This is a genomic window from Pantoea agglomerans (assembly GCF_020149765.1).
Taxonomy (GTDB): domain Bacteria; phylum Pseudomonadota; class Gammaproteobacteria; order Enterobacterales; family Enterobacteriaceae; genus Pantoea; species Pantoea alvi.
Genome location: NZ_CP083809.1, coordinates 488,122 through 508,178, shown reverse-complemented (window position 1 = coordinate 508,178; position 20,057 = coordinate 488,122). Strand labels below are relative to the sequence as shown.

28 protein-coding genes and 2 pseudogenes are annotated in these 20,057 nt (G+C 60.8%); 5 read left to right on the top strand and 25 right to left on the bottom strand.

Annotation, left to right across the window (positions count from 1 at the left end; all coding sequences use genetic code 11):
- Position 1 precedes the first annotated feature (1 nt).
- The 4 genes from LB453_RS04975 to LB453_RS04960 all read right to left on the bottom strand — a co-directional run bounded on the left by LB453_RS04975 (position 2) and on the right by LB453_RS04960 (position 2,771).
- On the bottom strand, positions 2 to 298 hold the full coding sequence (locus LB453_RS04975) for a phage tail assembly protein (protein WP_103794577.1): 297 nt from the start codon (positions 296 to 298) through the stop codon (positions 2 to 4).
- 57 nt (positions 299 to 355) lie between these two features.
- Entirely contained in the window at positions 356 to 865 is a 510-nt protein-coding gene (locus tag LB453_RS04970) for a phage major tail tube protein (RefSeq protein WP_103794576.1), read from the bottom strand.
- A 12-nt stretch (positions 866 to 877) separates the two neighbouring features.
- Positions 878 to 2,047: a phage tail sheath protein gene (locus LB453_RS04965; RefSeq protein ID WP_103794575.1), complete on the bottom strand. Its 1,170-nt coding sequence runs from the start codon at positions 2,045 to 2,047 to the stop codon at positions 878 to 880.
- Between the two features lie 142 nt (positions 2,048 to 2,189).
- Positions 2,190 to 2,771, bottom strand: coding sequence for a recombinase family protein (locus LB453_RS04960; RefSeq protein WP_103794574.1), 582 nt, complete (start codon positions 2,769 to 2,771; stop codon positions 2,190 to 2,192).
- Between the two features lie 33 nt (positions 2,772 to 2,804).
- Between LB453_RS04960 and LB453_RS04955 the strand changes: the two genes are divergently transcribed.
- A complete protein-coding gene (locus LB453_RS04955; RefSeq protein WP_103794573.1) occupies positions 2,805 to 3,524 on the top strand; it encodes a hypothetical protein in 720 nt (239 codons plus the stop codon).
- The gene (locus LB453_RS04950) at positions 3,521 to 3,712 is read left to right on the top strand and encodes a hypothetical protein (protein WP_103794572.1); all 192 of its coding nucleotides are present in this window, start codon (positions 3,521 to 3,523) and stop codon (positions 3,710 to 3,712) included. Before LB453_RS04955 ends, LB453_RS04950 begins: the two co-directional genes overlap by 4 nt.
- A gap of 30 nt (positions 3,713 to 3,742) precedes the next feature.
- Here LB453_RS04950 and LB453_RS04945 read toward each other — a convergent pair whose 3' ends face one another.
- The 18 genes and pseudogenes from LB453_RS04945 to LB453_RS04860 all read right to left on the bottom strand — a co-directional run bounded on the left by LB453_RS04945 (position 3,743) and on the right by LB453_RS04860 (position 13,552).
- The gene (locus tag LB453_RS04945) at positions 3,743 to 4,330 is read right to left on the bottom strand and encodes a tail fiber assembly protein (protein WP_103794571.1); all 588 of its coding nucleotides are present in this window, start codon (positions 4,328 to 4,330) and stop codon (positions 3,743 to 3,745) included.
- The gene (locus LB453_RS04940; RefSeq protein ID WP_103794570.1) at positions 4,330 to 5,385 is read right to left on the bottom strand and encodes a phage tail protein; all 1,056 of its coding nucleotides are present in this window, start codon (positions 5,383 to 5,385) and stop codon (positions 4,330 to 4,332) included. The genes LB453_RS04945 and LB453_RS04940 overlap by 1 nt, the downstream gene beginning before the upstream one ends.
- On the bottom strand, positions 5,382 to 5,990 hold the full coding sequence (locus LB453_RS04935; protein WP_103794569.1) for a phage tail protein I: 609 nt from the start codon (positions 5,988 to 5,990) through the stop codon (positions 5,382 to 5,384). Before LB453_RS04935 ends, LB453_RS04940 begins: the two co-directional genes overlap by 4 nt.
- Positions 5,983 to 6,891, bottom strand: coding sequence for a baseplate J/gp47 family protein (locus tag LB453_RS04930; RefSeq protein ID WP_224481607.1), 909 nt, complete (start codon positions 6,889 to 6,891; stop codon positions 5,983 to 5,985). Before LB453_RS04930 ends, LB453_RS04935 begins: the two co-directional genes overlap by 8 nt.
- Positions 6,892 to 6,895: 4 nt before the next feature.
- Positions 6,896 to 7,243 carry a GPW/gp25 family protein gene (locus LB453_RS04925; protein ID WP_103794567.1) on the bottom strand — a complete coding sequence of 116 codons (348 nt, stop codon included), beginning with the start codon at positions 7,241 to 7,243 and terminating at the stop codon, positions 6,896 to 6,898.
- Complete coding sequence (locus LB453_RS04920; protein ID WP_103794566.1) at positions 7,243 to 7,833, bottom strand: phage baseplate assembly protein V; 591 nt, start codon at positions 7,831 to 7,833, stop codon at positions 7,243 to 7,245. Before LB453_RS04920 ends, LB453_RS04925 begins: the two co-directional genes overlap by 1 nt.
- Before the next feature lie 71 nt (positions 7,834 to 7,904).
- Positions 7,905 to 8,360 (bottom strand): phage tail protein, encoded by a 456-nt coding sequence (locus tag LB453_RS04915; protein ID WP_103794565.1) that lies wholly within the window; start codon positions 8,358 to 8,360, stop codon positions 7,905 to 7,907.
- Positions 8,299 to 8,613, bottom strand: a pseudogene (gene lysC, locus LB453_RS04910) (Rz1-like lysis system protein LysC); the annotation flags it as partial. The gene LB453_RS04915 and the pseudogene lysC, both read right to left, overlap by 62 nt.
- Positions 8,534 to 8,884: pseudogene (locus LB453_RS04905) on the bottom strand (LysB family phage lysis regulatory protein); the annotation flags it as partial. The pseudogenes lysC and LB453_RS04905, both read right to left, overlap by 80 nt.
- Positions 8,881 to 9,390, bottom strand: coding sequence for a lysozyme (locus LB453_RS04900; RefSeq protein ID WP_103794563.1), 510 nt, complete (start codon positions 9,388 to 9,390; stop codon positions 8,881 to 8,883). The gene LB453_RS04900 and the pseudogene LB453_RS04905, both read right to left, overlap by 4 nt.
- The gene (locus LB453_RS04895) at positions 9,387 to 9,596 is read right to left on the bottom strand and encodes an HP1 family phage holin (protein WP_103794562.1); all 210 of its coding nucleotides are present in this window, start codon (positions 9,594 to 9,596) and stop codon (positions 9,387 to 9,389) included. The genes LB453_RS04900 and LB453_RS04895 overlap by 4 nt, the downstream gene beginning before the upstream one ends.
- Positions 9,597 to 9,598: 2 nt before the next feature.
- The gene (locus tag LB453_RS04890; RefSeq protein ID WP_103794561.1) at positions 9,599 to 9,802 is read right to left on the bottom strand and encodes a tail protein X; all 204 of its coding nucleotides are present in this window, start codon (positions 9,800 to 9,802) and stop codon (positions 9,599 to 9,601) included.
- 365 nt (positions 9,803 to 10,167) lie between these two features.
- A complete protein-coding gene (locus LB453_RS04885; RefSeq protein WP_033755060.1) occupies positions 10,168 to 10,359 on the bottom strand; it encodes a hypothetical protein in 192 nt (63 codons plus the stop codon).
- Positions 10,360 to 10,525: 166 nt separating this feature from the next.
- Positions 10,526 to 12,493, bottom strand: a complete 1,968-nt coding sequence (locus LB453_RS04880) for a replication endonuclease (protein ID WP_103794560.1) — start codon at positions 12,491 to 12,493, stop codon at positions 10,526 to 10,528.
- A complete protein-coding gene (locus LB453_RS04875; RefSeq protein ID WP_103794559.1) occupies positions 12,493 to 12,717 on the bottom strand; it encodes a TraR/DksA C4-type zinc finger protein in 225 nt (74 codons plus the stop codon). Before LB453_RS04875 ends, LB453_RS04880 begins: the two co-directional genes overlap by 1 nt.
- Positions 12,717 to 12,935, bottom strand: a complete 219-nt coding sequence (locus tag LB453_RS04870; RefSeq protein ID WP_103794558.1) for a DUF2732 family protein — start codon at positions 12,933 to 12,935, stop codon at positions 12,717 to 12,719. Before LB453_RS04870 ends, LB453_RS04875 begins: the two co-directional genes overlap by 1 nt.
- Positions 12,936 to 13,005: 70 nt before the next feature.
- Positions 13,006 to 13,326, bottom strand: a complete 321-nt coding sequence (locus LB453_RS04865) for a hypothetical protein (RefSeq protein ID WP_224481606.1) — start codon at positions 13,324 to 13,326, stop codon at positions 13,006 to 13,008.
- 7 nt (positions 13,327 to 13,333) lie between these two features.
- Positions 13,334 to 13,552, bottom strand: coding sequence for a hypothetical protein (locus LB453_RS04860; protein WP_146053800.1), 219 nt, complete (start codon positions 13,550 to 13,552; stop codon positions 13,334 to 13,336).
- 103 nt (positions 13,553 to 13,655) lie between these two features.
- Here LB453_RS04860 and LB453_RS04855 point away from each other — a divergent pair, with 103 nt between their 5' ends.
- The 3 genes from LB453_RS04855 to ddlA all read left to right on the top strand — a co-directional run bounded on the left by LB453_RS04855 (position 13,656) and on the right by ddlA (position 15,825).
- Entirely contained in the window at positions 13,656 to 14,270 is a 615-nt protein-coding gene (locus LB453_RS04855) for a phage repressor protein CI (protein ID WP_103794556.1), read from the top strand.
- Between the two features lie 37 nt (positions 14,271 to 14,307).
- On the top strand, positions 14,308 to 14,643 hold the full coding sequence (locus LB453_RS04850) for a hypothetical protein (protein ID WP_103794555.1): 336 nt from the start codon (positions 14,308 to 14,310) through the stop codon (positions 14,641 to 14,643).
- An 87-nt stretch (positions 14,644 to 14,730) separates the two neighbouring features.
- On the top strand, positions 14,731 to 15,825 hold the full coding sequence (gene ddlA, locus LB453_RS04845; RefSeq protein WP_103794554.1) for a D-alanine--D-alanine ligase: 1,095 nt from the start codon (positions 14,731 to 14,733) through the stop codon (positions 15,823 to 15,825).
- 19 nt (positions 15,826 to 15,844) lie between these two features.
- On the opposite strand, the gene LB453_RS04840 is transcribed toward ddlA, so the two are convergent.
- From LB453_RS04840 to LB453_RS04830, 3 genes are all read right to left on the bottom strand, one after another.
- Complete coding sequence (locus tag LB453_RS04840; RefSeq protein ID WP_103794553.1) at positions 15,845 to 17,269, bottom strand: GGDEF domain-containing protein; 1,425 nt, start codon at positions 17,267 to 17,269, stop codon at positions 15,845 to 15,847.
- Positions 17,270 to 17,650: 381 nt separating this feature from the next.
- Positions 17,651 to 19,126, bottom strand: a complete 1,476-nt coding sequence (locus tag LB453_RS04835) for a SulP family inorganic anion transporter (RefSeq protein ID WP_103794552.1) — start codon at positions 19,124 to 19,126, stop codon at positions 17,651 to 17,653.
- Positions 19,123 to 19,749, bottom strand: coding sequence for a carbonic anhydrase (locus LB453_RS04830; RefSeq protein WP_103794551.1), 627 nt, complete (start codon positions 19,747 to 19,749; stop codon positions 19,123 to 19,125). Before LB453_RS04830 ends, LB453_RS04835 begins: the two co-directional genes overlap by 4 nt.
- Positions 19,750 to 20,057: the final 308 nt, after the last annotated feature.

Below are 20,057 nucleotides of genomic sequence, written 5' to 3'. Positions count from 1 at the left end.
GTCAGTCCGCCGGGCCAGTCGACGCTGCCGACTTCGACTGCAAAAAACCAATCACCTTGCCGCCGAGCGCAATCAGGTCCACCGGGTCGAGGCTGTTGCACTCCGCTTTGGTCAGCGCAGGCAGCGTAATACGCGGCAGCACCGTCAGCAGCGCATCGACGTCGGAGGAGGCCAGGTCGGCAAGGCGCACGCCGCGCAGCGAGCCGGCGCTCGGCTTAATCAGCTCAACCTGCGCGATGGTCGCATCGCCGCGTTTCAGCGGGGTTTCCAGCTCAACGCTATTTTCATTCTGTTCCATGCTTCTCTCCAGGTTCCCACAGGGTAAAAAAGCCAGCGCCGGGCGCTGGCGTCAGGGTTAAGCCAGGCCGAGGTTTTTACGGCGCTGCGCAAGGCGATCGTCGCCGTTCACCTTTTCGACCATGTTGACGGTATCGATCTCAATCAGCTCTTTACCGTTCCAGGTGAGTTTGAAGTAGGTGTTTTTGGTGGTGATTTTGGTTTCGGTCTCTTCGCCCTGTTTGGCTTCGCCAAAGTCGAACGCCTGATGACGGCCGCGCACCTCAATCTCCACCGCAATCTCTTCGCCGGTGTCGTCACGCTGGTAAGAGCCGGTAAAACGCAGCGGCACGGCAGAACCGCCCCACTGCGTCAGCACCAGATCGTCCATCCCGGCGATGGTCCACTCCATATCGAGCGCGTCATCGTCCAGGCCGTTGTCGATAAAGGCGGCGCCGTTCATGCCGCCGCCGCGATAGGCGTCCAGCTTGCGAGAGAGTTTCGGCAGGGTGACGGAAGAGACAACGCCCTGATAGCTGTTTGAATCATTGAAAAGGTTCAGCCCTTTCAGTTTGCGGGGTAGTGCCATTTATCCGGCTCCTTAGCTGTTTACGGATGCGGCGAAGTTCGCCAGATAGGTGTCGGTGATGCGCTGGCGCAGGGTCAGATCTTCCAGCGGCGGCACCGGCGTGTAGTCGTAGTCGATAAAGAGTTTGCCCGCCTTCAGGGTGTCGGCGTCGTTGGCGCTCTCGTCGTACCAGGCGGAGGCACCCAGCAGGTAGCCAGCACTGACCAGCTCGCGGAATTTGGCGTTGATGCCCGCGATGATCTCGCGCACCAGAACCGGCGTCAGCGGTTTGTCTACCGCCCACATGTGCGCTTCAGCCATGGTGTCAGCCAGAACCTGCGCGGTGCGGGTGTAGTTCTCAAACTGAAACAGCGGGTCGTCGCTACAGGTGCGGTTGCCCCAGAAGCGGAAGCCGTCTTTGCGGATCAGCGTGGTGACGTCCGCCGCGTTGAGCAGGTCAGCGTCTGTGCCGGTCTGTTGCAGATCCCAGAACACCGGCGCAGAGATGCCGGTGACGCCGTTGACGCCGACGTTCGACAGGGTTTTATGCCAGCCGGTGTCGTTGTCGATTTTGGCGCGCAGGCCCAGCGCACGCGCAGTGGCGTAAGCGGTATCGGATTGGCTGGTTGCGGTGTTCCAGGCAACAAAGTCCGGCCAGATCACCATCAGCTCGCGCTGGCTGAAATTTTTGCGGTAATTCATGGCGTCGCTGATGGTTTTGCAGTTCCAGGCTGACACATAGGCGAAGGCGCGCAGCTGCTGCGCGATACTTGCCAGCGCGGTCGCCACTTCCTGCGAGTCGAGGCCCGGTACGGCGAGAATACGCGGCTTAACGTCAAGCTGCGTCTGCGCCGTCAGCAGCGCCTTCATACCGGTGTACTGGCCATTCTCATCGGTGGTGCCGATGATATTGGAGGTGGTCGCTTCGGGGGTCTCGCCTTCAGCAACGCGTACCACGACGGTGACCGGTTTTGACTGATCGGCAATCGCCTGCAGCGATGCCGCCAGCGTGCCTTTGCTACCGGCTTTGGCGATAGCGGCCTGCACGTTGGTCAGCAGCACCGGGGTGTTGAGGGGGAAAGCCTTAGCGTCTGCGTCCGCTGCAGTGCAGACCAGGCCGACTACGGCGGTGGATACAGTAGAGATGGTGCGCGTGCCGTCATTGATTTCGACAACGCGTACACCGTGATGATAATCAGACATCTGATGTACTCCGTGTTGAGGGTGGAGTCAGATTGTCAGGTCAGCTGAGAGAAATCATGCGGTTGCGGTTTGCTGGGGGATGAGCGGACAGCGGCCTCGCGCGGGAAGAACCACTGCGGTTTTTCAGCCGTTGCTATTACGCTCAGGATGCCGCTTCCTGCCTGCTTTCGGGCGCCCTGGCCGGAAAGTATTTATAGAGGGTTGATAGCGCGACGTTATAAATGATCGCCAGCTGCTGGCGGCTGTGTCCCTTAGCCAGCAGCCGACTTATTTGCTCGACCTCCTCCGGGCTTAATGCTTTGGGCCGCCCGCCTAGCCGTCCTTTTGCTCTGGCAGCGGCCAGCCCGGCCAGGGTGCGCTCAACGATAAGCTCGCGCTCCATTTCTGCCAGCGCCGACATAACGTGAAAAAAGAAGCGCCCCATCGCGCTGCTGGTGTCGATGCTGTCGGTTAAAGAGCGGAAATGCGCGCCGCGTTCGTGCAGTTCGGAAATTAGCGCAATCAGGTTTTTCACGCTGCGTCCGAGCCGGTCCAGTTTCCAGACGACCAGCGTATCGCCTTTGCTGATGCATTTAAGCGCCTGTTTGAGGCCCGGACGGGTTGCGGTTTTGCCGCTGATACGATCTTCAAAAATACGGTCACAATTTGCGCTTAACAGCGCATCGCGCTGTAAGTCGCAGTTCTGGTCAATTGTTGATACGCGAATATAACCAATCATGGCCATACGTTTTTCTCTTCGGCTTATCTGGGACGGTTTTTGGCGGATTTTGCCATGTGGAACGGGTTTATCAAAAACCTTGGTATTAGCGAAAAGTTTTCAGGCAGGCTTTTGCGGGTGCGTACTATCAGCGAATCCGGCAGCTACACAAAGCCGGCTGATGCTTCTCTTTTGTTCGTGAGCGTCACGGCGGGTGGTGGCGGCGGTGGCGGCACGCAGACAACAAGCAGCACCCAAGTATCCGCCGGCGCGGGCGGCGGCGCGGGCGGCACGGCACAGTCCTGGCTCAACGTAAAGGATATCTCTTTCCCTGTACCCGTAACGGTCGGAAAAGGTGGGGCCGGTGGTCTTTATGGTAATGCCACGGGCGCAGGCGCGGCGGGCGGCAGCTCCAGCTTCGGCACTTATCTTTCTGCGCTGTCAGGTGCAGGAGGCGGTAACGGAGGTGTAGTTACATTTGGCGAATTCATGCTGGTATCGAACGGCGGCGGTGGCGAAGCGTATGGAGGTAATTTCCTCAACGCTAAGGGCAGCGCAGGTGGGCGCGCAATTATCCTTAATCGGGGCTATGAATCCGGCGAAGGCGGCTCATCCATTCATAGTGCTGGGGGTGATCCAATTGCTGCAGGAAGAACAGTCGTCGGGAGCGACGGGCGTAAAGGAGCCGGAGGCGGCGGCGCGTTCGCGATTCAGAGTTCTGACGCAATGTCTGGAGGCAAAGGCGGGGACGGTTTTATTACAATCTGGGAATATTCATGATGTCAAAATATGCACGAATTGATGCTGGTAAAACGATGGAGCTGTTTAGCACGGATAAGAACATAAGTACGCTGTTTCATCCGTCTATTGAATGGGTAGATATAACCGGCCTTGAGCCTGCGCCGCTTGTTGGCTGGCTTTATACTGACGGCACATTCTCGGAACCCGAGGAAACAAGCGCTTTATAATTATCGGCCCGCTATTGCGGGCCTTATTTATTAGGGTTTTTTCGGCCAGATAATGTCTGGCGCGGCTGAAATATCAACCGCCTGAACCGCCTGAATATATTTCATCCAGGCGGTAAGCGAGACTTTGTCTGCATCCGTAATAATGCCGAGCAGCAGCTGCGTCTGCCATGCCTGAGTGATATCGTTCGCCTCGCTGATAAGCACAGATTTCTCCCGGGCTGCGCTATTCACAACGGCAGCCTGCTTCGCATCCGCATCCGTTACCCACTTTTCCCCGTCCCAACGATCCCAGTCGGTTACAGGTGCAATGACAGTTGTTTCTTCCGGATAATCTCCTAACTCTGAAATTACGATTTTCGAGCCATCAGCAATGGAGTAAACCGTTTCGCCGCGATGGTCGGCAACAACCTGCCATTCGTCATCACGATAAACTGCTGTGTGCCCTGTCTTGGTAGCTGGCGGCACAGTGACGCAGGCGTTAGCAGGCAGTCCAACGCCTTGCGCCAGAAACTCATCGCTGGAGCCGATAAACTCACCACTCAGCGCGTCGAAGTTATATATCGTCAATGTGCCGGCTGATTTTGCCAGGCCATTTTTATCCAGTACAGCCTTAGCCATTATGCGGCCCTCACGATGTAGTTAAATGCAATGTTATGAGGTCTGGTTTCACTGCCCCCCGTTTTTTCCATCGTGATATAAGTCCAGGCTCTTGAGCCCTCACGCAGACCGCCGTCAACGCCCTCGCTGTTTTGATCGGTAAAGGCAATGAAATTTGTTGAAGGCGTGCCGTATTCATTAATCAAGCGATGGTTATGGGAACGCAATTCATCGGCCTGAACAGTAAGAAGAGCACGCCCGGAATCCACTCCGCGTCCGTCGTCCCAGCCACGAATAAATTCACCACGCAAATCGGGAAGTTTCAGAGAAGGATAAACCTGCGCCAGTTTAGGGTACTGAGCCGCCGTAAATGCCGCACCGTTGCACTTCAGCCAGCCTGCGGGTGGCGTCGCTGATGGCCACGGAACGGGCACGCCCACCGGTAACGCGGAGCCTTCTCCTAAACCAAGGTTTTGTAGAACCTCCGCCACCTTCCCTGCACTCTTCACCTCCGCCAGCGCATTAGCGATCTGCAGATACTGCTGATGCGGATTAGCCGCGGCAATATGGTCGGCCAGCCCCTTATCCGCATACTGCTTCGCCTCAATCACCCCGTTGTCCACATACTGGCGCGTCGCCAGCACCACCGACGGGTCAATCTTCAGCGTGACCGCATCCGTGCTGTTAACGATGATAATCATGCGCACCGTCTGCGTACGGCCGCTGCCCTCCTGCAGCTGCGGCTTATAGGTCTCCGCGCAGTTGGCGACGGCAATCATCACGCCATCGGCGTCAAACAGGCCGATTTCGCGGATCCAGAAGCCACCTTCGTTCTCCGGGATAATCTGCTCGGCGATAATCTGGCTGCTGTTGTTGGCGTCGACGCTGAGGGAATTAAGCGCCGCACGGCGTTTTTCTCCCACCAGCCCGGCCTGCGAGGCATTGGGCGTCGGCAGCGAACCGCCGCCGTCACCTACCGCCATCTCTGTGATTTGCAGCTTAGTGCCGAGCGCCGTGGCGTTCGCCAGCTTAGCCGCGCCCTGATTGGTCAGCAGGGCATAATATTTCGTTGTCATGTGCGCACTTCCGTCAGGTCAATTAAATGTACCGCTGTGCCGGTGTAGCCCGGCCCGTTCACGGTGATGATTTCAGGGGTGTAGGGGTAAACCGTCAGCTCGTCGCCGCTGTAGCTGGCAGCAGCCACCGGCAGCGTTCCGCTGGAGTCCAGATTGATAGAGAGGCCGATCAGATGACGGCTGCACGGCTTCGCGTCAGCAATTAACCGCTCCAGCTCGTTGTACATCTCCTCGGTAATCCCGGTTTCGAGCACGCCAACATCGAGGCGAAACGTGCCCGGAGCCTCGCCAGACTTCCACCACTCGGTGATGCGGATGAGATAGCCGAGCGGCTCCACAACGCGTCGCAGCGAGCCAATGGTGCCTTTATGGCGATGTACGTACTCCGAGGCGGCCACGACGCTGCGTTTGGTTGCCTCGCTCCAGCCAGCGTCCCAGCGGTCCACCGACCAGGCCCAGGCGAGATAAGGCAGCAGTTCCACCGGACAGGTCTGCGCATTCCACAGCTGGCGCAGCGGGACCGGCATCGCCTCGATAGCGGCGCAGGCCCGGGCGGCCGCCACCTCCAGCGGCGAGGAGCCAGTCGGCAGCAGCCAATCACTCATCGGAACCTCCTACCGTGATGCTGTAGCCGCTGCACCAGGCGGCCTGAGTTTTATCCAGCACCACATCTGCCGCCGGCTGCGCCAGCTCGACGCGCTGTACGCCTTCCACATGCAGCGCGGCGTAAAGCGCCGACTGGCGAATATCGCGCCCCAGCCGCGACTGGGCGTTGATAAAGGCGAGCAGCTTCGCCTCGGCGGCGGCGCGGATCGGCTCCGCTTCGGGGCCGGGATAGAGAAACAACGTCGCGTCAACGCGGTAGCTGACGATAGTCGCCGCCTGCACCTGAACGCGATCGGCGACCGGACGCACATCCTCATCGTTAAGCGCGCTCGCCACGATTTCCAGCAGATCGGCAGGCGCGGAGCCGTCGCCTTCGCGGCTCAGCACGGTGATCACCACCTCCGCCGGCGCCGGACTGGTGGCGGAAACGTCCGCCACGCGTCCATCAGCGCTTTTGGCGTGATACTCATAGGCACCGCTCGGCCCCGCCACGCTCAGCCCTTCTAAGGCGGCGGCAATGCGCATGCGAAAGTTGTCGTCGCTCTCCATCACCGCCGCGGTCGGCGGCAGCGTGCTGTTGTCAGCCGCCCTCAGCGTCAGCCGGGTTACGCCGTTATTGGCGCCCAGCTGGTCGAGATCGGCGCCGGTCGCCCAGGCGACCATATTGGCTTTCGCCGCCTCGTTGATGCGCTGACGCAGAATCAGCTCGCGGTAGGCGTTCTCCTGCAGCAGCTTCACCAGCGGCTCCGACTCCAGCGCCAGCGTGCGGGTTATCGCCGCCTGCTGCTCGGGCGGATAGAGGGAAATCAGCGTCGCCTTACGCTCGGCCAGCAGGGTTTCATAATCCAGCGCCTCCACCACATCGGGCGCAGGCAGCTGGCTCAGGTCAATGGTTGCCATAGGTTCAGCTCACGGGAATGGTCAGGGAAAATTCTTGCGCCGTATCGCTGCGGCTGCCGGTAAGCTCTACCGTCATGCCGCCGTCATACGACGCCTCATAGCTGATAGCGCTCAGCTGAATGCGCGGCTCCCACTGCAACAGCGCCATATAGCAGGCGGACATAATTTGCAGGCGCAGCGCCGGGTTTTGCGGCTGATCGATCAGCGCCGACAGCAGCGAGCCGTACCGGCGGCGCATCACGCGCGAGCCAAGCGGCGTGGTCAAAATATCGCGCACCGACTGCCGGATATGCTCCAGGTCCGTTAGCGCCGTGCCGCTGTCGCGGCTCATACCGAGATATTTTTCAGCCATTACTGCGGCCCTCCCGACAGATCGCCGCCCGATTTCACGCCGCCATGCTGATGGGCGTCGACCACGATGCCGTTAGAGCTCAGGCTGCCGCCGCTGTGGGTCACGTTGCCCTGCAGCGTGCCGCCGCCGGTTACCTCCAGCGTGGCGGTTTTCAGCTTTGCGCTGCACTCCACCAGCGGCGCGTCAAACAGGATGCGGGTTGCCGCCTGGATGCGGGCGGTCTGAATGCCGCTCGCCTGCAGCGCCCCGCTCTGCGGCTCATACTCGATAACCGCGCCGTCGGGAAAGGCCCAGTGCAGCGCGTCAGCCGAGGCGGAAGGCGCGGGATGGCTGTCGGAAAAGATGCCCGGCAGGATAAAGCCGGTATTCAGCTCGCCGCCCAGGCTCAGCACCAGCACCTGTTCGCCGATCGACGGCGCGCTCCAGGCGCGGGAGCGTCCGGCGCGGGCGCTGAGCCACGGCAGCCAGCCGGTTTCATTGTCGCCGCTGCGTACGCGGCAGCGCCCGCTCTGGGGATCCACCGCCGAGACGGTGCCGATGCGGATAAGGTTGCGCAGCAGGCGCAGGATTTCGCTGATATGTTCGTTCATGTCGCTAGTGTTACCTCGGGTGCATGCGGCCAGCAACGCAGTGCCGACCGCTGAGAGATGACAGGACAGCTTTAGCGCTGCCACTCGCTGACCAGCGCGCCGTGCACCCAGAGCTGCAGCGGTGCCTCATCGTTCGCGGGCGGCGTCGGCTCGCCGGGAAAGGTGACCTGCAGCGCGCTGTCCGCCTGCGTGACCAGCACGCGCTCGCTCAGCTGCAGGCCGATGCTGAGCGTGCCGGCGGCGTCGGACGCGAAGGTAAAATCGCTGCGTCGTTTCTCGGCGTTGCCCATCATCTCCGGCTGGTTATCACGCAGCCAGGCGAGCAGCGGCACGATAACCGCCTCGATATCCTGCTCAACGTCGGCGAGGGTTAATTCCAGCCGGTAGCGATACTCAAAAGAGAGCGACGGCGCGCTGGTCGCCACCACCGTTCCAGCGGCTATCGTCATGGTCAGCCGCTCCGGGTTTTGCTGAAGCAGCGGCACGCTGCGGTTCAGCGCCGCGCGTAGCTGTTGAGGTTTCTGCATCTTGTTGCTCCTGACACGCTTTAATGGTTTCAATCTGCAGCCCGCACGACACGAGCGCAGCCTCTAGCTGACGGTTATCTGCCGCCAGATCGCCCTGGGTTTGCAGGCTGTTGCCCGGCACTGGACAGCTGTTCACGCGCGGACAGCCAGCCCAGATAATCGCGGGCGTTGTCGAAGGAGGGACGGCTGTGCAGCCGGATAAGATCGTCAGGCAGAGCGGCAGCAGACCACTCGCGTAACGCCTGATTTGCATCGGTTTCCCTCGCTATATGCACTTCACGGTTGAGGGCGAGGCGGCTGGCACGGCTCTGCTGCTGACGCAGCGCCGCCTCGCGTTTGCTGTTTGCCTGCGCCTCGTCACTCAGGCGGGCGATGGTCTGGTCACGGCTGGCGAGATCGGCGGAGAGCGCGAGGCTGATGCGCTGCGCCTCGCGGAGCTGCGCCCCGACCTGAACAACGCGCCAGCCGGTGAGAGCGAGCGCCAGCAGCAGCGCCGCCAGCAGCGCGAGACAGAGGCGCGTCATACCACGCCTCGCAGGCACCAGGCGCGCTCCCGCTCGCGCCGCTGCGCCAGCCCGGCGCTTTTCACGCCGTTCACGTAGATCCAGCGCGGCAGCTGGTCGCACGCCGCGCGCCAGCGCTGCTGGTTGAGATAGCTCGCCATGGTTGAGCGGCAGGCGGCGTCGGTGCCGACGTTAAAGGCAAAGCTCGCCAGCGCGTCCCAGACCGGCTGCGGCATCGCCACCGGCACGCAGAGAGAGAGCTGGCGTTCGACACGTATCAGATCGTCCACCAGATTCACCGCCACCTGGCGCTCGCTGACGACGCTCTGCGGCGTCACGCCTGCGGTATGGCCGATGCCGTTGGTCCAGACGCCAGCGCTGCACTGATAGGGCGAGGTGCGGCAGCCCTCTGCGTCGGCCAGCAGCTGCAGGCCGCCGGAGGAGATTTTCAACGTAGAGAATGACGGCAGCAGCGCGGCGATCCCCAGTACGGCGGCCACGGCGCAGCGCTTTGCGTTCTGGCTCAGGATCGCCTCCCTGCGCGCTGGCGCTGAAGCTCATAGGTTTTGCGGCGGTAGTGCCAGTTGATAAAAAAGGTCGCCACGTTAACCATCAGGGTGATGACCGCCACGCCGGAGCCGACCAGAAAAGCGATATCCTGAATGGTGTGACGACCCAGCCACATCAGAAACAGGCTGACCAGGTAGTTAATCAGCGAGCTGGTTTTCTCCATCTTCAGTCCCACAGATTGACGGTTTCGCCGGTGGCCGCGTCCGGCAGATCGGGCAGCGTCAGGGCATAGCCGTGCGGCAGCACCGCGCCGCGTTCGGCGAGGCCGGGATTGGCGGCGTAAACCTGCTCGACCGCCTGCTGCGTGCGGCCGTAGTAGCGATAGCAGATCTCATCGACCGTATCGCCCTGGAGCGCGTAGATATTCATGGCGATAGCTCCCCATCAGGCCCGCGGACGGGCACGCTAAAATTGTGCGTCACTGTTGTTGTTCCCCGTTGGAGGTAATGTCGGCCAGCCCGGCTTCGGGCCGGCTTTGCGGTTGCGTGCGGCGGCGCTTGCGCGTCATCCGGTCTGCTCAGTCTCCCCGCTGCAGGGCAATGGCTCAACGCCAGGCCGCCCGCTGGAATATGGGCAAACAGCGAGATCGCGGCGCAAAAAAAACGGCACCCTGAGGGTGCCGTTAGCGCTTCCAGCTGGCCGTCGCCGAAGGGCGAGCGCGTTATAAGGAAAGGATGAGAATCAGTCGCTGTTTGTGCCTTGAGCCGTCGTATCTCATCGCCATACCTGCATTGTTATTTGTTGGTGGGTATCGCGGAGAACGAAACGGCAAATTCCTTGTTCTTTATCATCATATCGCCGGCAATCTCGGCAATCAGAGCGAGGGCCACTTCCCGGTCGCGTTCCCTGCAAACTCCTTCAGTGGTCAGACGTGCAATGAGCTCGACGCGCTCAAGCATTACCTGTTCTTGTAAATCAGTATCCACTTTCCCTCCCCCATCTTATAACTGTATATCTATACAGTAGCACAGCATGCAATCTGATATAAAGAAAATTAAGGCCCGAATACCCTCCTCTTAGGCTATTGATATAGCGACTTTTTTGGCGGCGTTAGCGCTAAGCCAAATGAGTAAAAAAGGCGGAAAAAGCGCGTCAGGGCGGCGCGTTCTGGCTGTATAAACCGCCCTCGCCAGCCGGTTTTGCCCGGTTTTTTACTGTCGGTTCGGGCCAATGATTTAACCGCGCTAATAGCCCTGGCCGACGCGCTATCCGCGTACAGTTAATGACAGAACTCGAACTGCAGGCTGATGCGTTCTGCTCAACAGGGCCAGCCTCCGCTTTACGTTTCGGCACCAGCTTCCAGCTGACCAGTCGGGTCAGTAGCGGTTGCTTATCGTCCAGCGCGTTGAGGTAGACCCCTTTAATGCGCATAATCTCTTCGCCCCAGCTGTTGCACTCCTTCGCCTGTTGATACCAGACGCGCACCGCCAGCTCATCGCGACGCACGAACGGGCCGCCCTGGACGTTCACATAGGCGGCCCAGTCGCCGCTGTCGGCCGCCGCGCGCGCCTCGGCCAGCTCCGCGCTCAGCCCCTCGCCCTGAGTCAGACGGCGCAGCTCACGCCAGACGGTCACCGGCGCGCCGCCGACAAACTGAAACTGGCGGATATGCCAGCGCCCCGCCCAGGCGGAAACCGCGGCGGCGCAGTCGCGCAGCGGCTCGCCGCTCTCGCTGTCGCGCTCGCCGTCGAGGGCGTAGCCGTCGATATTTTTGGCGATATATTTCGCGATATAGCCCGTGGCGCTGCCCTTTTGCGGGTCGATGGCGGTGGTGTGGAAGCGGGCCTTGCGCGCTTTTTCGCCGATCAGCTCTTCGCTGTCCTGCTGGCAGGCATATTCCGTCAGGATCTGGCGCACCTGTGCAGCCTGCTGGGGACGCATAAACAGCAGCAGATGCCAGTGCGGCGTGCCGTCATGGTGGGGTTCAGCAACGCGGATGCCGAACAGGCGGATCTGCTCGCGGTGCAGCCTGGCGCGCACCTTTTGCCAGAGCTGACAGAGGTAGCGCTGCGTCTCAGCGGGGCTGGCACCGCCCCATTTGGGGTTGTGCTGGCCGCTGCTGAGCGTGGCGTGATAGCGCGCCGGCGCGGTCAGGGTGCAAAACTCGCCGATGTAGCCCATCTCATTGCAGATCGTCTCAAAGCCGCGAATGCGCGTCATCAGCTCGCAGCGGCGGATGGCGGGATTGGCAACGCTGCCGTCATGCTTGTCGATCAGGCTGATGCGGTTGCCCTCTTCATCTTCCAGCTCCATGCCCTGTAAAAAGTCGCGGGTGCGCCGCTTCTGCTCGCGCCATTCGGCAATGGTGGCGCGGCTGGCATAGGGCGAACGCGTCTTACTGACCTGCGCCAGCGCAATCTGCAGATGTTCGCGCCATTCGGCGGCGAGACGGCGCAGCCGCCCTTTCCACCAGCTTTCGCCCTGCATGCGCATGATCGCCGGCGTCACCTCTTCCGGTGCAAAGAGGCGCGTGGTGACCTTCTGCCACAGCGGCGGCGTCTGGCGGAATTCGCGGGTAAGGGTCGCGGCGGTCAGATAGAGGGAGTGGCTATAGCGCCAGTCCGATTCGCCGCCGTTCTGCCCGTGCAGCTGCACCAGCTCGGCGAAGATAAAGCTGGCGATATCCCCTGCCAGCCGATCGACATCGGCGCGCGCCATATCGGGCAGCTGGTTAAAGCGGCGCATCAGCTCCCACAGCGTGCCTGCCGCCGCTGCGGCACCCTTTTCCTGCGCCGCGTGGCCGCACAGCCGCGCGGCGGTGCCGTGCCCCATGGCGCCGAGCCGATACTGCGCGCTGACCCGCTCCAGGCGCGGCAGCAGGCGTTCGGCGAAGGCGCCTGTCAGCCAGTCCGCGGCGCTGGCCGGGCCGCGCTCGCGTTCCAGCTGGCCGTGACGCAGCCTGACCACGCGCTGCACCAGCGACGGTTGCTGCTCCAGCGCCTTCCAGGCCTGTGAGATCGCGGCCAGCCGGCGGCTGCGCTGCTGCATAGCGGCGTGCGTAGGATAAGGCGAGGCGATAGCCTGACGCGGCGCGCTCCACGGCCAGAGAAAATGCTGCACTAGCGGCCGCCCTGATAGTGGCGGCCGCGCAGCTCGGCGATCTCCTGACAGGCGACGCAGCGGGAGACGCCGCTCAGGGCACGGCGGCGCGCCTCGGGGATCGCGCTGTCGCACGCCTCGCAGAACAAGGCGCTGACGCCTTTCGGCCGCTGCGTCACCGCAGCGATATCGAGCGCCAGCTGCTCCGCCTGGCGCTGCTGTTCAATGTCCATGCTATCGACCATCAGCGCAGCTCCTGCGCTTCATTGCGGTAGCGCTGCGCTTCATAGCGAAGCAGTTCGGCGGCCTCGATACCGCTCAGGCCCTGGCGGCCGATATGCGTCGCCATCGCGGCCAGACGGTTTGCCACCGCCTGCGCGCGGCCTTTACGCTCGTCGTCGCGCGCCGCGCTGAGCAGAGCGTTCAGCGCATCGCTGTCGGCGTTAAAATTCGGGTATTTCATCTCATCTCTCCTGAATGTGGGCAAAGGGAGGCCCGACGGGTTGACGTCATTGTTTTGCGGTTAAGATCGATTATTCAGACAGATACTGGTCGGCGTCGGAAAAGGGACGCGGCATCAGCCTGCCCCAGCGCACCATTTTGTTCATGGCGGCAATAATCAGCGCGCGCCGCGCCTCATCGAAAGATTCAAAGGCGTTGCCCACCTCCTGAAGCCGGAAGCTGCCGGGGCTTTCCCGGTTCGCCAGCGTCAGCACGCAGAACTTAAATTCATCGCTCTGCCGGTTAAAGGCGACCAGCGCCGGATTACGGCTGTCGCTCCGCATTCGCCGCCAGCTTTTGCGAAACTCATCGAAGCTCATGGTCGCCGCAGGTTCAGACGGGCTATTCATCATAAGTGAATCAGACTGGCTGAAAATTAACAGAAAAAGAAAACAGCGTTTTCGCCGCGCTCGCTGGCCCCTTTTGCCCCTCTTCTGCTGCTGCGGCTGGTGCGCAGGGCGTCGCGCGCAGCCAGGCTAACAGGCGGTTTGCCTGAGCAAAAAGGGGCGAAACAGAAGATTTAACGCTGATTCGTAATAAAAGGAGCGCAGCTATGGCATTTGTAATATCAGGCCTCATAGGGCATCATCTCCAGTTAACCAAATGTCAGTCATATGCGATAACATTCACAACGCAGTGATGCTAATTCAAATATGTTAGTAACACAAGAGGAAGCTCAAAAATGTTAGTCACTAATTTTAACGGGAGCGGCGGGGCTATCCTCGACAGGCTGATTCAGGCCTATGGGTTTAAACAGAAATCGCAATATGCGGAGCATGTCGGTCTCTCTTCGAGCAACCTGGCAATGCGTTATAAAAGAGACGCTTTCCCGGCGGACCTGGTGGTGCAGTGCCTTATCGACACCGATGCGGAGCTGAACTGGATCCTCTACGGTCAGGGTAATCCCCCCAGCGCGGTACAGGCGCTGACGGCGGAAAAAGGCAGCGAAAGTCACCCGATGAAGAGTCTTACCGATATCGAACGGGTAAAGTTAACAAATGGTGAACTCGCGCCTGTCGATTTTGTGACTCTGGAGAGCAAGCTGTTCCTTGATAAGGTCGCGCCTCACAGCAACCTGCTGGCGGTGATTGAAGGGGAGCAGCAGTACATCGTTAACCGCAGCTTTAAGGCGGTGGTGGACGGCAAATGGCTGCTGGATATTGAAGGCATGGCCAGCCTGCGTAACCTTTCGCGCCTGCCCGGCGGCCGGGTCAGAATCAGCGGCGGCGACGCTGAATTTGAATGCGCGCTGAACGAGATTTCCGCCACCGGCATCGTTGTGATGACCTTAATTTAATGGAGCCGCGTTTCGCCTCAGCGAACCGAACTGACAGATGAGATCCAGACTGACCCTTCTCCTTCCGCTTCTCCTCCTCTGCGTAGCCGCTGCCTGGTACTGGCTGACGCCGCACTACAGCAAAGAGGATGAGGCCTACTACATCTCGGTGTTCTGCGCGATTCATCATGACGACAGCCGCCGCTTTGTGGCGGATATGCGCACGGTTATCGAAGGCGGTAACTCCGACTATGCGCTGCAGAAAACCCACTTCCAGCCGCGCCTCGGCGAGCACATAGCGGAGGCCTGGCAGAAGCTGAGCGCCGGGCAAAAAGCGCAGGCCAGCGCCGACGCCGCCCAGTGCCGCGCCCTGCTCTCCGCCGCGCTGAATTAAGCTGCCCCCAGGCTGCGCCATGCCGTTACAGCGCGAAATCCGCGTGTTATCTTGTGGGTTTCGCAACATCTTTTCAGGCAAGCTCTAATGACAAAACTGCGGGTAGGCATTGTGTTCGGCGGCAAATCGGCCGAGCACGAAGTATCGTTACAGTCGGCTAAAAATATCCTTGATGCGATTGATAAGACGCGTTTCGAGCCGGTGCTGTTAGGCATTGATAAGCAGGGTCAGTGGCATCTGAACGACACCTCTGACTTTCTGATAAACGCGCAGGATCCGGCGCTGATCGCCCTTAACCGCGCTGGCGAAAGCGTGGCGCTGGTGCCGGGCGAGTCGCAGCAGCAGGTGATCGCCCGCCAGAGTGGCGATGCGCTGTCGCAGATCGATGTGATCTTCCCTATCGTCCACGGCACGCTCGGCGAAGATGGGTCGCTGCAGGGACTGCTGCGCATGGCGTCGCTGCCTTTTGTCGGCTCCGGCGTGCTTGGCTCGGCGGTCAGCATGGATAAAGATTTCACCAAACGTCTGCTGCGCGACGCCGGGCTGCAGGTCGCGCCCTGGATTAGCGTTACCCAGGCGCAGCGGCCACATATTCAGGCGGCGGAGATCGTCGCGCAGCTGGGCCTGCCGCTGTTTATCAAGCCAGCCAACCAGGGCTCTTCGGTAGGCGTCAGCAAAGTCGACAGCGTTGACGACTTCGACCGCGCGCTGGACCTCGCCTTTACCTTTGACCGTAAAGTACTTATAGAAACCGGCATCAAAGGCCGTGAAATCGAGTGCGCGGTGCTGGGCAACGACGAACCGCAGGCGAGCCCGTGCGGCGAAGTGGTGGTGCACGACGCCTTCTACTCCTACGAAACCAAATATATCAGCGAAACCGGCGCGCAGACGCAGGTGCCCGCCGCCATCGACGACGGGCGCAGCGAAGCGATCCGCGCCGTGGCGATCAAGGCGTTTCAGGCGCTGGAGTGCAGCGGAATGGCGCGCGTGGACGTTTTCCTGACGGAAGCGGGCGAGATTATTGTCAACGAGGTGAATACCCTGCCCGGCTTCACCAATATCAGCATGTATCCCAAACTGTGGCAGGCGGCGGGACTGAGCTATCGCGATCTTATTAGCCGCCTGATCGAGCTGGCGCTGGAGCGCCATCAGCAACTCAGCCAGCTTAAAAGCAGCGTGTAGAGATAAGGCGACGCGGCGGTTACGCCACGTCGCTGGCCAGCGTCAGGGTTCTGAAGGCGGGCGTGGTCTGGTTGCGCCCGTTGCGCTTGGAGAGATAAAGATTTTTATCCGCGGCGGATATGAGCTGGTTAACCAGGCTGTGCCAGTCGCGCTCTTCGCCCGCCTTGCCCTGCGCCAGCCCCAGGCTAACGGTAACGGTGACGGTGTTGCCCTGCAGCCAGAACTTCTCTTTGCCGATCGCCTGCCGCACCGCCTCCGCCAGCTGGTAGAGTCGGGCGGGTCGCGCGTCGAACAGCACAATAGCAAACTCTTCCCCACCGAAGCGGCAGATGCGCCCCTGCGCGCCCACCACCTGCTGCATCCGCAGCGCAATCTCCTCCAGCACGCCGTCGCCAGCGTCATGGCCGAAGTTATCGTTGATCGCTTTGAAATAGTCGACATCCAGCAGGATAACGCCGACGCTGCGCTGCGCCGAGAACGGCTCCTCTTTCAGGCTTTCATACAGCCCGGATCGCGACAGCAGCTGGGTCAGAAAATCGTAGTTGGCGCGCAGCGCCAGCCGCTGATTAAGCTGGCGCACCGCATCCATACTGACGGCGACAATCAGGGGGCTGATGGCGACGGTGGCCACGCCGAGACGCGCCGAGGTGAGATGGCTTAAGTGCAGCAGGTTATCGTTGCCCTGAATGTTCATTACGCCGTGCGATACCAGCACGATTTCGCTGATGCCGGTCAGCAGGATCGCCAGGCTGGTGACCGGGATCGGCAAGACGATGGCGCACCAGATCAGCGCCGGAACCGGAAAGGTCAGACTGCCGGCGCCGCCCATCATGGCGCCGACTACCAGCGACAGCACTACGCTCAGCAGCGGCAGCCATTTGCCCGGCGAGAGCAGCGCGGCGAACGACAGGCTGCGCCAGTTGCGCGCCAGCAGGAACGGCAGCAGCATCAGGCCAGTGGAGAACTGTTCGCTGAACCAGTCGCCCCAGGCGGTGGCGAAGCGGGTGTCAAAGCTCATATCCTGCGCCAGCCCGCCCCAGGTGGCGCAGGCGAAGGCGGCCAGCAGGCAGGCGGGAAAGATGCGCAGCGCGTTGTTTATCTGTCTGCGGTCGGAGTCGCGCAGGTAGTGCTTCACCAGCATCGAGACGGAGATAATGATAAACAGCAGGTTGGCGACGTTCAGGGTCACGGCGGGCCACGCCCAGCCGGAAAAGAGCGTGTCGTTCACCACCATGGCGGCGAAGCTGGCAACGTAGTAGCGCATGCGGTGCAGCCAGGGGTGGCGCACAATAACGGCGGCGACGATGGCGTTCACCGGCCAGAAAAGCGAGAGTTCTGCGGGCACGCGCAGATGGCTGCCCAAAAAACAAAACAGCAGGGTAATAAGAAACAGCGAGAGGAGATTGGTTATCGTGTTGTGCTCTGCAAACAGCTTAACGCGCATAGGTTTAAACCCTGTAGCCTGTAAATTGCCTGCTCCCTGCCCATCCCGGACGTTCGCCGCACGCCATTAAACCGCATCAGCCGCCCGGGCAATTCAGTGAATAAACGGCAGGGATCGGCGCTACTCGCGATGTGGGCTGCGCCGCCTGGCTTACAGCGCAGAGATTATGCCTTAAATAAAAAAATCGGCTATCCGAGATATCCGATTTTTAGCGCGGTCAGCCTGGGTGCGACGGCGGGTGGAAGGGCCCGATCGCAAAGACGCAAAAGCGGCATCCTTGCCGGCTCGGCCCGCAACATCCCTGTTGCGGGACGCTTTGCTCTTCGTGCCCTGCCACCCGCCTGGTTGAACGCCGGTGCGGCCTGAAAAAGCGCAACTGCGTTACTTCACCGCGACCGGCCACTGGCTAAGGCGAATCCCGCGCTTATCCGCGTTGTCGCCGAAATCCTTCAGCACCGCCTTCACGTCAGGATCCAGATACTCAGCGTTATCGTGATCCACGATCACCACGCTGTTCTCCGGGATCTCCGCCAGCAGCCCCTGCAGTTTCGGATTGTGCAGAAAGGTCAGATTCTGCTGAAAGCGCAGCACATAGTGATCGTCGTAGCGCGTCAGCTGAAGCGCATTGCGGTGGCTCTTATACAGGCTGTAGAGCATCTGCGTCGCCAGACCGATACCGATGCCCATCAGCATGCCGAAGACGATAATGCCGACGATGGTAGCGAGGAACGGCACGTACTGCTGCGCGCCCATGCGGAACTGCTCCACGAACAGCTGCGGCGTCGCCAGCTTATAGCCGGTATAGATCAGCACCGCCGCCAGGCTGGCCAGCGGAATGGCGTTCAGCATATCGCTGAACCAGAGCCCGCAGATCAGCAGCAGCACGCCGTGGATCAGAATAGAGAGTTTGGTCTGCGCGCCGGTGTTAACGTTCACCGAACTGCGTACGATCACCGCCGTAATCGGCATCGCGCCCAGCAGGCCGGCGCTGAGATTGCCGATCCCCTGCGCGAACATCTCACGATTGGGCGACGGCGGTGGGTTTTGCGGGCGCAGCTTCTTCAGCGCCTCCTGGCTCAGCAGCGTCTCCAGGCTGGCGACCAGCGCCAGCGTTACCGCTACCACCCAGACCGACGGGTTTTGCCACGCGTTCCAGGCCGGACGCTCTATCTGCGCCGTCAGCGCGGAGAAGCTGTCGAACGACGGCAGCGCAATGCGCGACAGCTGATCGGCCATCTCCGGCATCAGCCGTCCGCCGAAAACCGTGGCGGCGCAGCCGAACAGCACCGCCACCAGCGGCCCCGGTATCCATCCCAGTGCGCCCGCCTTCTTCACCATCGGCGTGGTCCACAGCCAGAGGATCGCCAGGCTGCCGCCAGCGACCAGCATCGCGGGCGCGGAAAAGGTCGTAGCCCCGCTGGCGAATCCAGCCAGGCCGGCATCGCCCTCAATACCGAACGCCACCGGGATCTGCTGGATAATCAGCAAAATACCGATAGCGGCCAGCATGCCCTTAATCACGCTGCCCGGCACCAGCGAGATAAACCGCCCGGCGCGCAGCAGGCCGAGGCCACACTGCATCAGGCCAGCCAGCACCAGCGCGGTAAGGAAAGCGCTGAAGCTGCCGAGCGTCTCGACCGAGGCGACGACAATCGTCACCAGACCCGCCGCCGGGCCGCTGACGGCAAAGCGCGACGGGCTAAGGGCGGTGACCAGCAGCCCGCCGATCACCCCGGTCAGCAGGCCGACGAACGGCGGCAGACCGCTCGCCTGCGCAATGCCCAGGCAGAGCGGCAGCGCAACCAGAAAAACCACCAGGCCGGCAGGAATATCCTGACGAAGCGTATTCACATTCATGGCGAAGATTCCTCTGCTGATTGCTGGATTAACTCTTTAAGGTGGCCCGACTGCAGATCGTAAACGCAGCCGAACAGATCTAACGTCTGGCCCGCGCGCCATGCGTCGCGCACCGGCGCGGCGGCGGCGAGGCGGGCGAACTGCGCCAGCACGTTCACCTCCACCAGCCGGTTCAGCGTCTCCGCGGCTGGCTGCGGCTCGTCCGGCAGCGCCTCTCCTAATGCCTGACGCAGCGCGGTGATACGGCGCGCCAGCGCTGAATCTTCGTGCGCCAGCGGGCTTCGCGGCAGATCAAGCGCCGCCTGGACGCCGCCGCAGCCGTAGTGGCCGCACAGCACGATGCGCTTTACGCCGAGATAGATGATGGCGTACTGCAGCACGCTCATCAGGTTGTCATCGCCGTCGACCACCATATTGGCGATATTGCGATGCACGAAGAGTTCGCCGGGGTGCGAGCCGGTCAGAACCTCGGCCGGGACGCGGCTGTCTGAACAGCCAATCCAGAGGGAGTGTGGTTTTTGTTGATGGAGGTATTGTTCAAAATAGTCAGGGTTACGCTCGCGGCGCTGCAGCGCCCAGCTGCGATTTTTCGCTAATAAAGGTTTCAGTGTCGTCACAATCATCTCTCTCAACAACCGGGGATCCCATATTCAGGCCAACAAGGTGGCGAACCGGCTCACAGTTAACCAATATGGGTCAAAGGAATAATGCAGTTGATGGCAGGAATTGTTTATAGACGTTTATGTTTAATTACGCACCCGTAATTTCTTTTCAGACCAGAACAGCCCGATTTTTGTAAGGAATAATTCAGTTCAGGTAAATTTCAGGTAAAGCTATTTAAGCAGGGCTAATTCAGATGGGATGAAAAACTCATATAAAATAGCTAACTATCAACACATTAAAATAACCACTTATTTAAAATGGCTTTTTG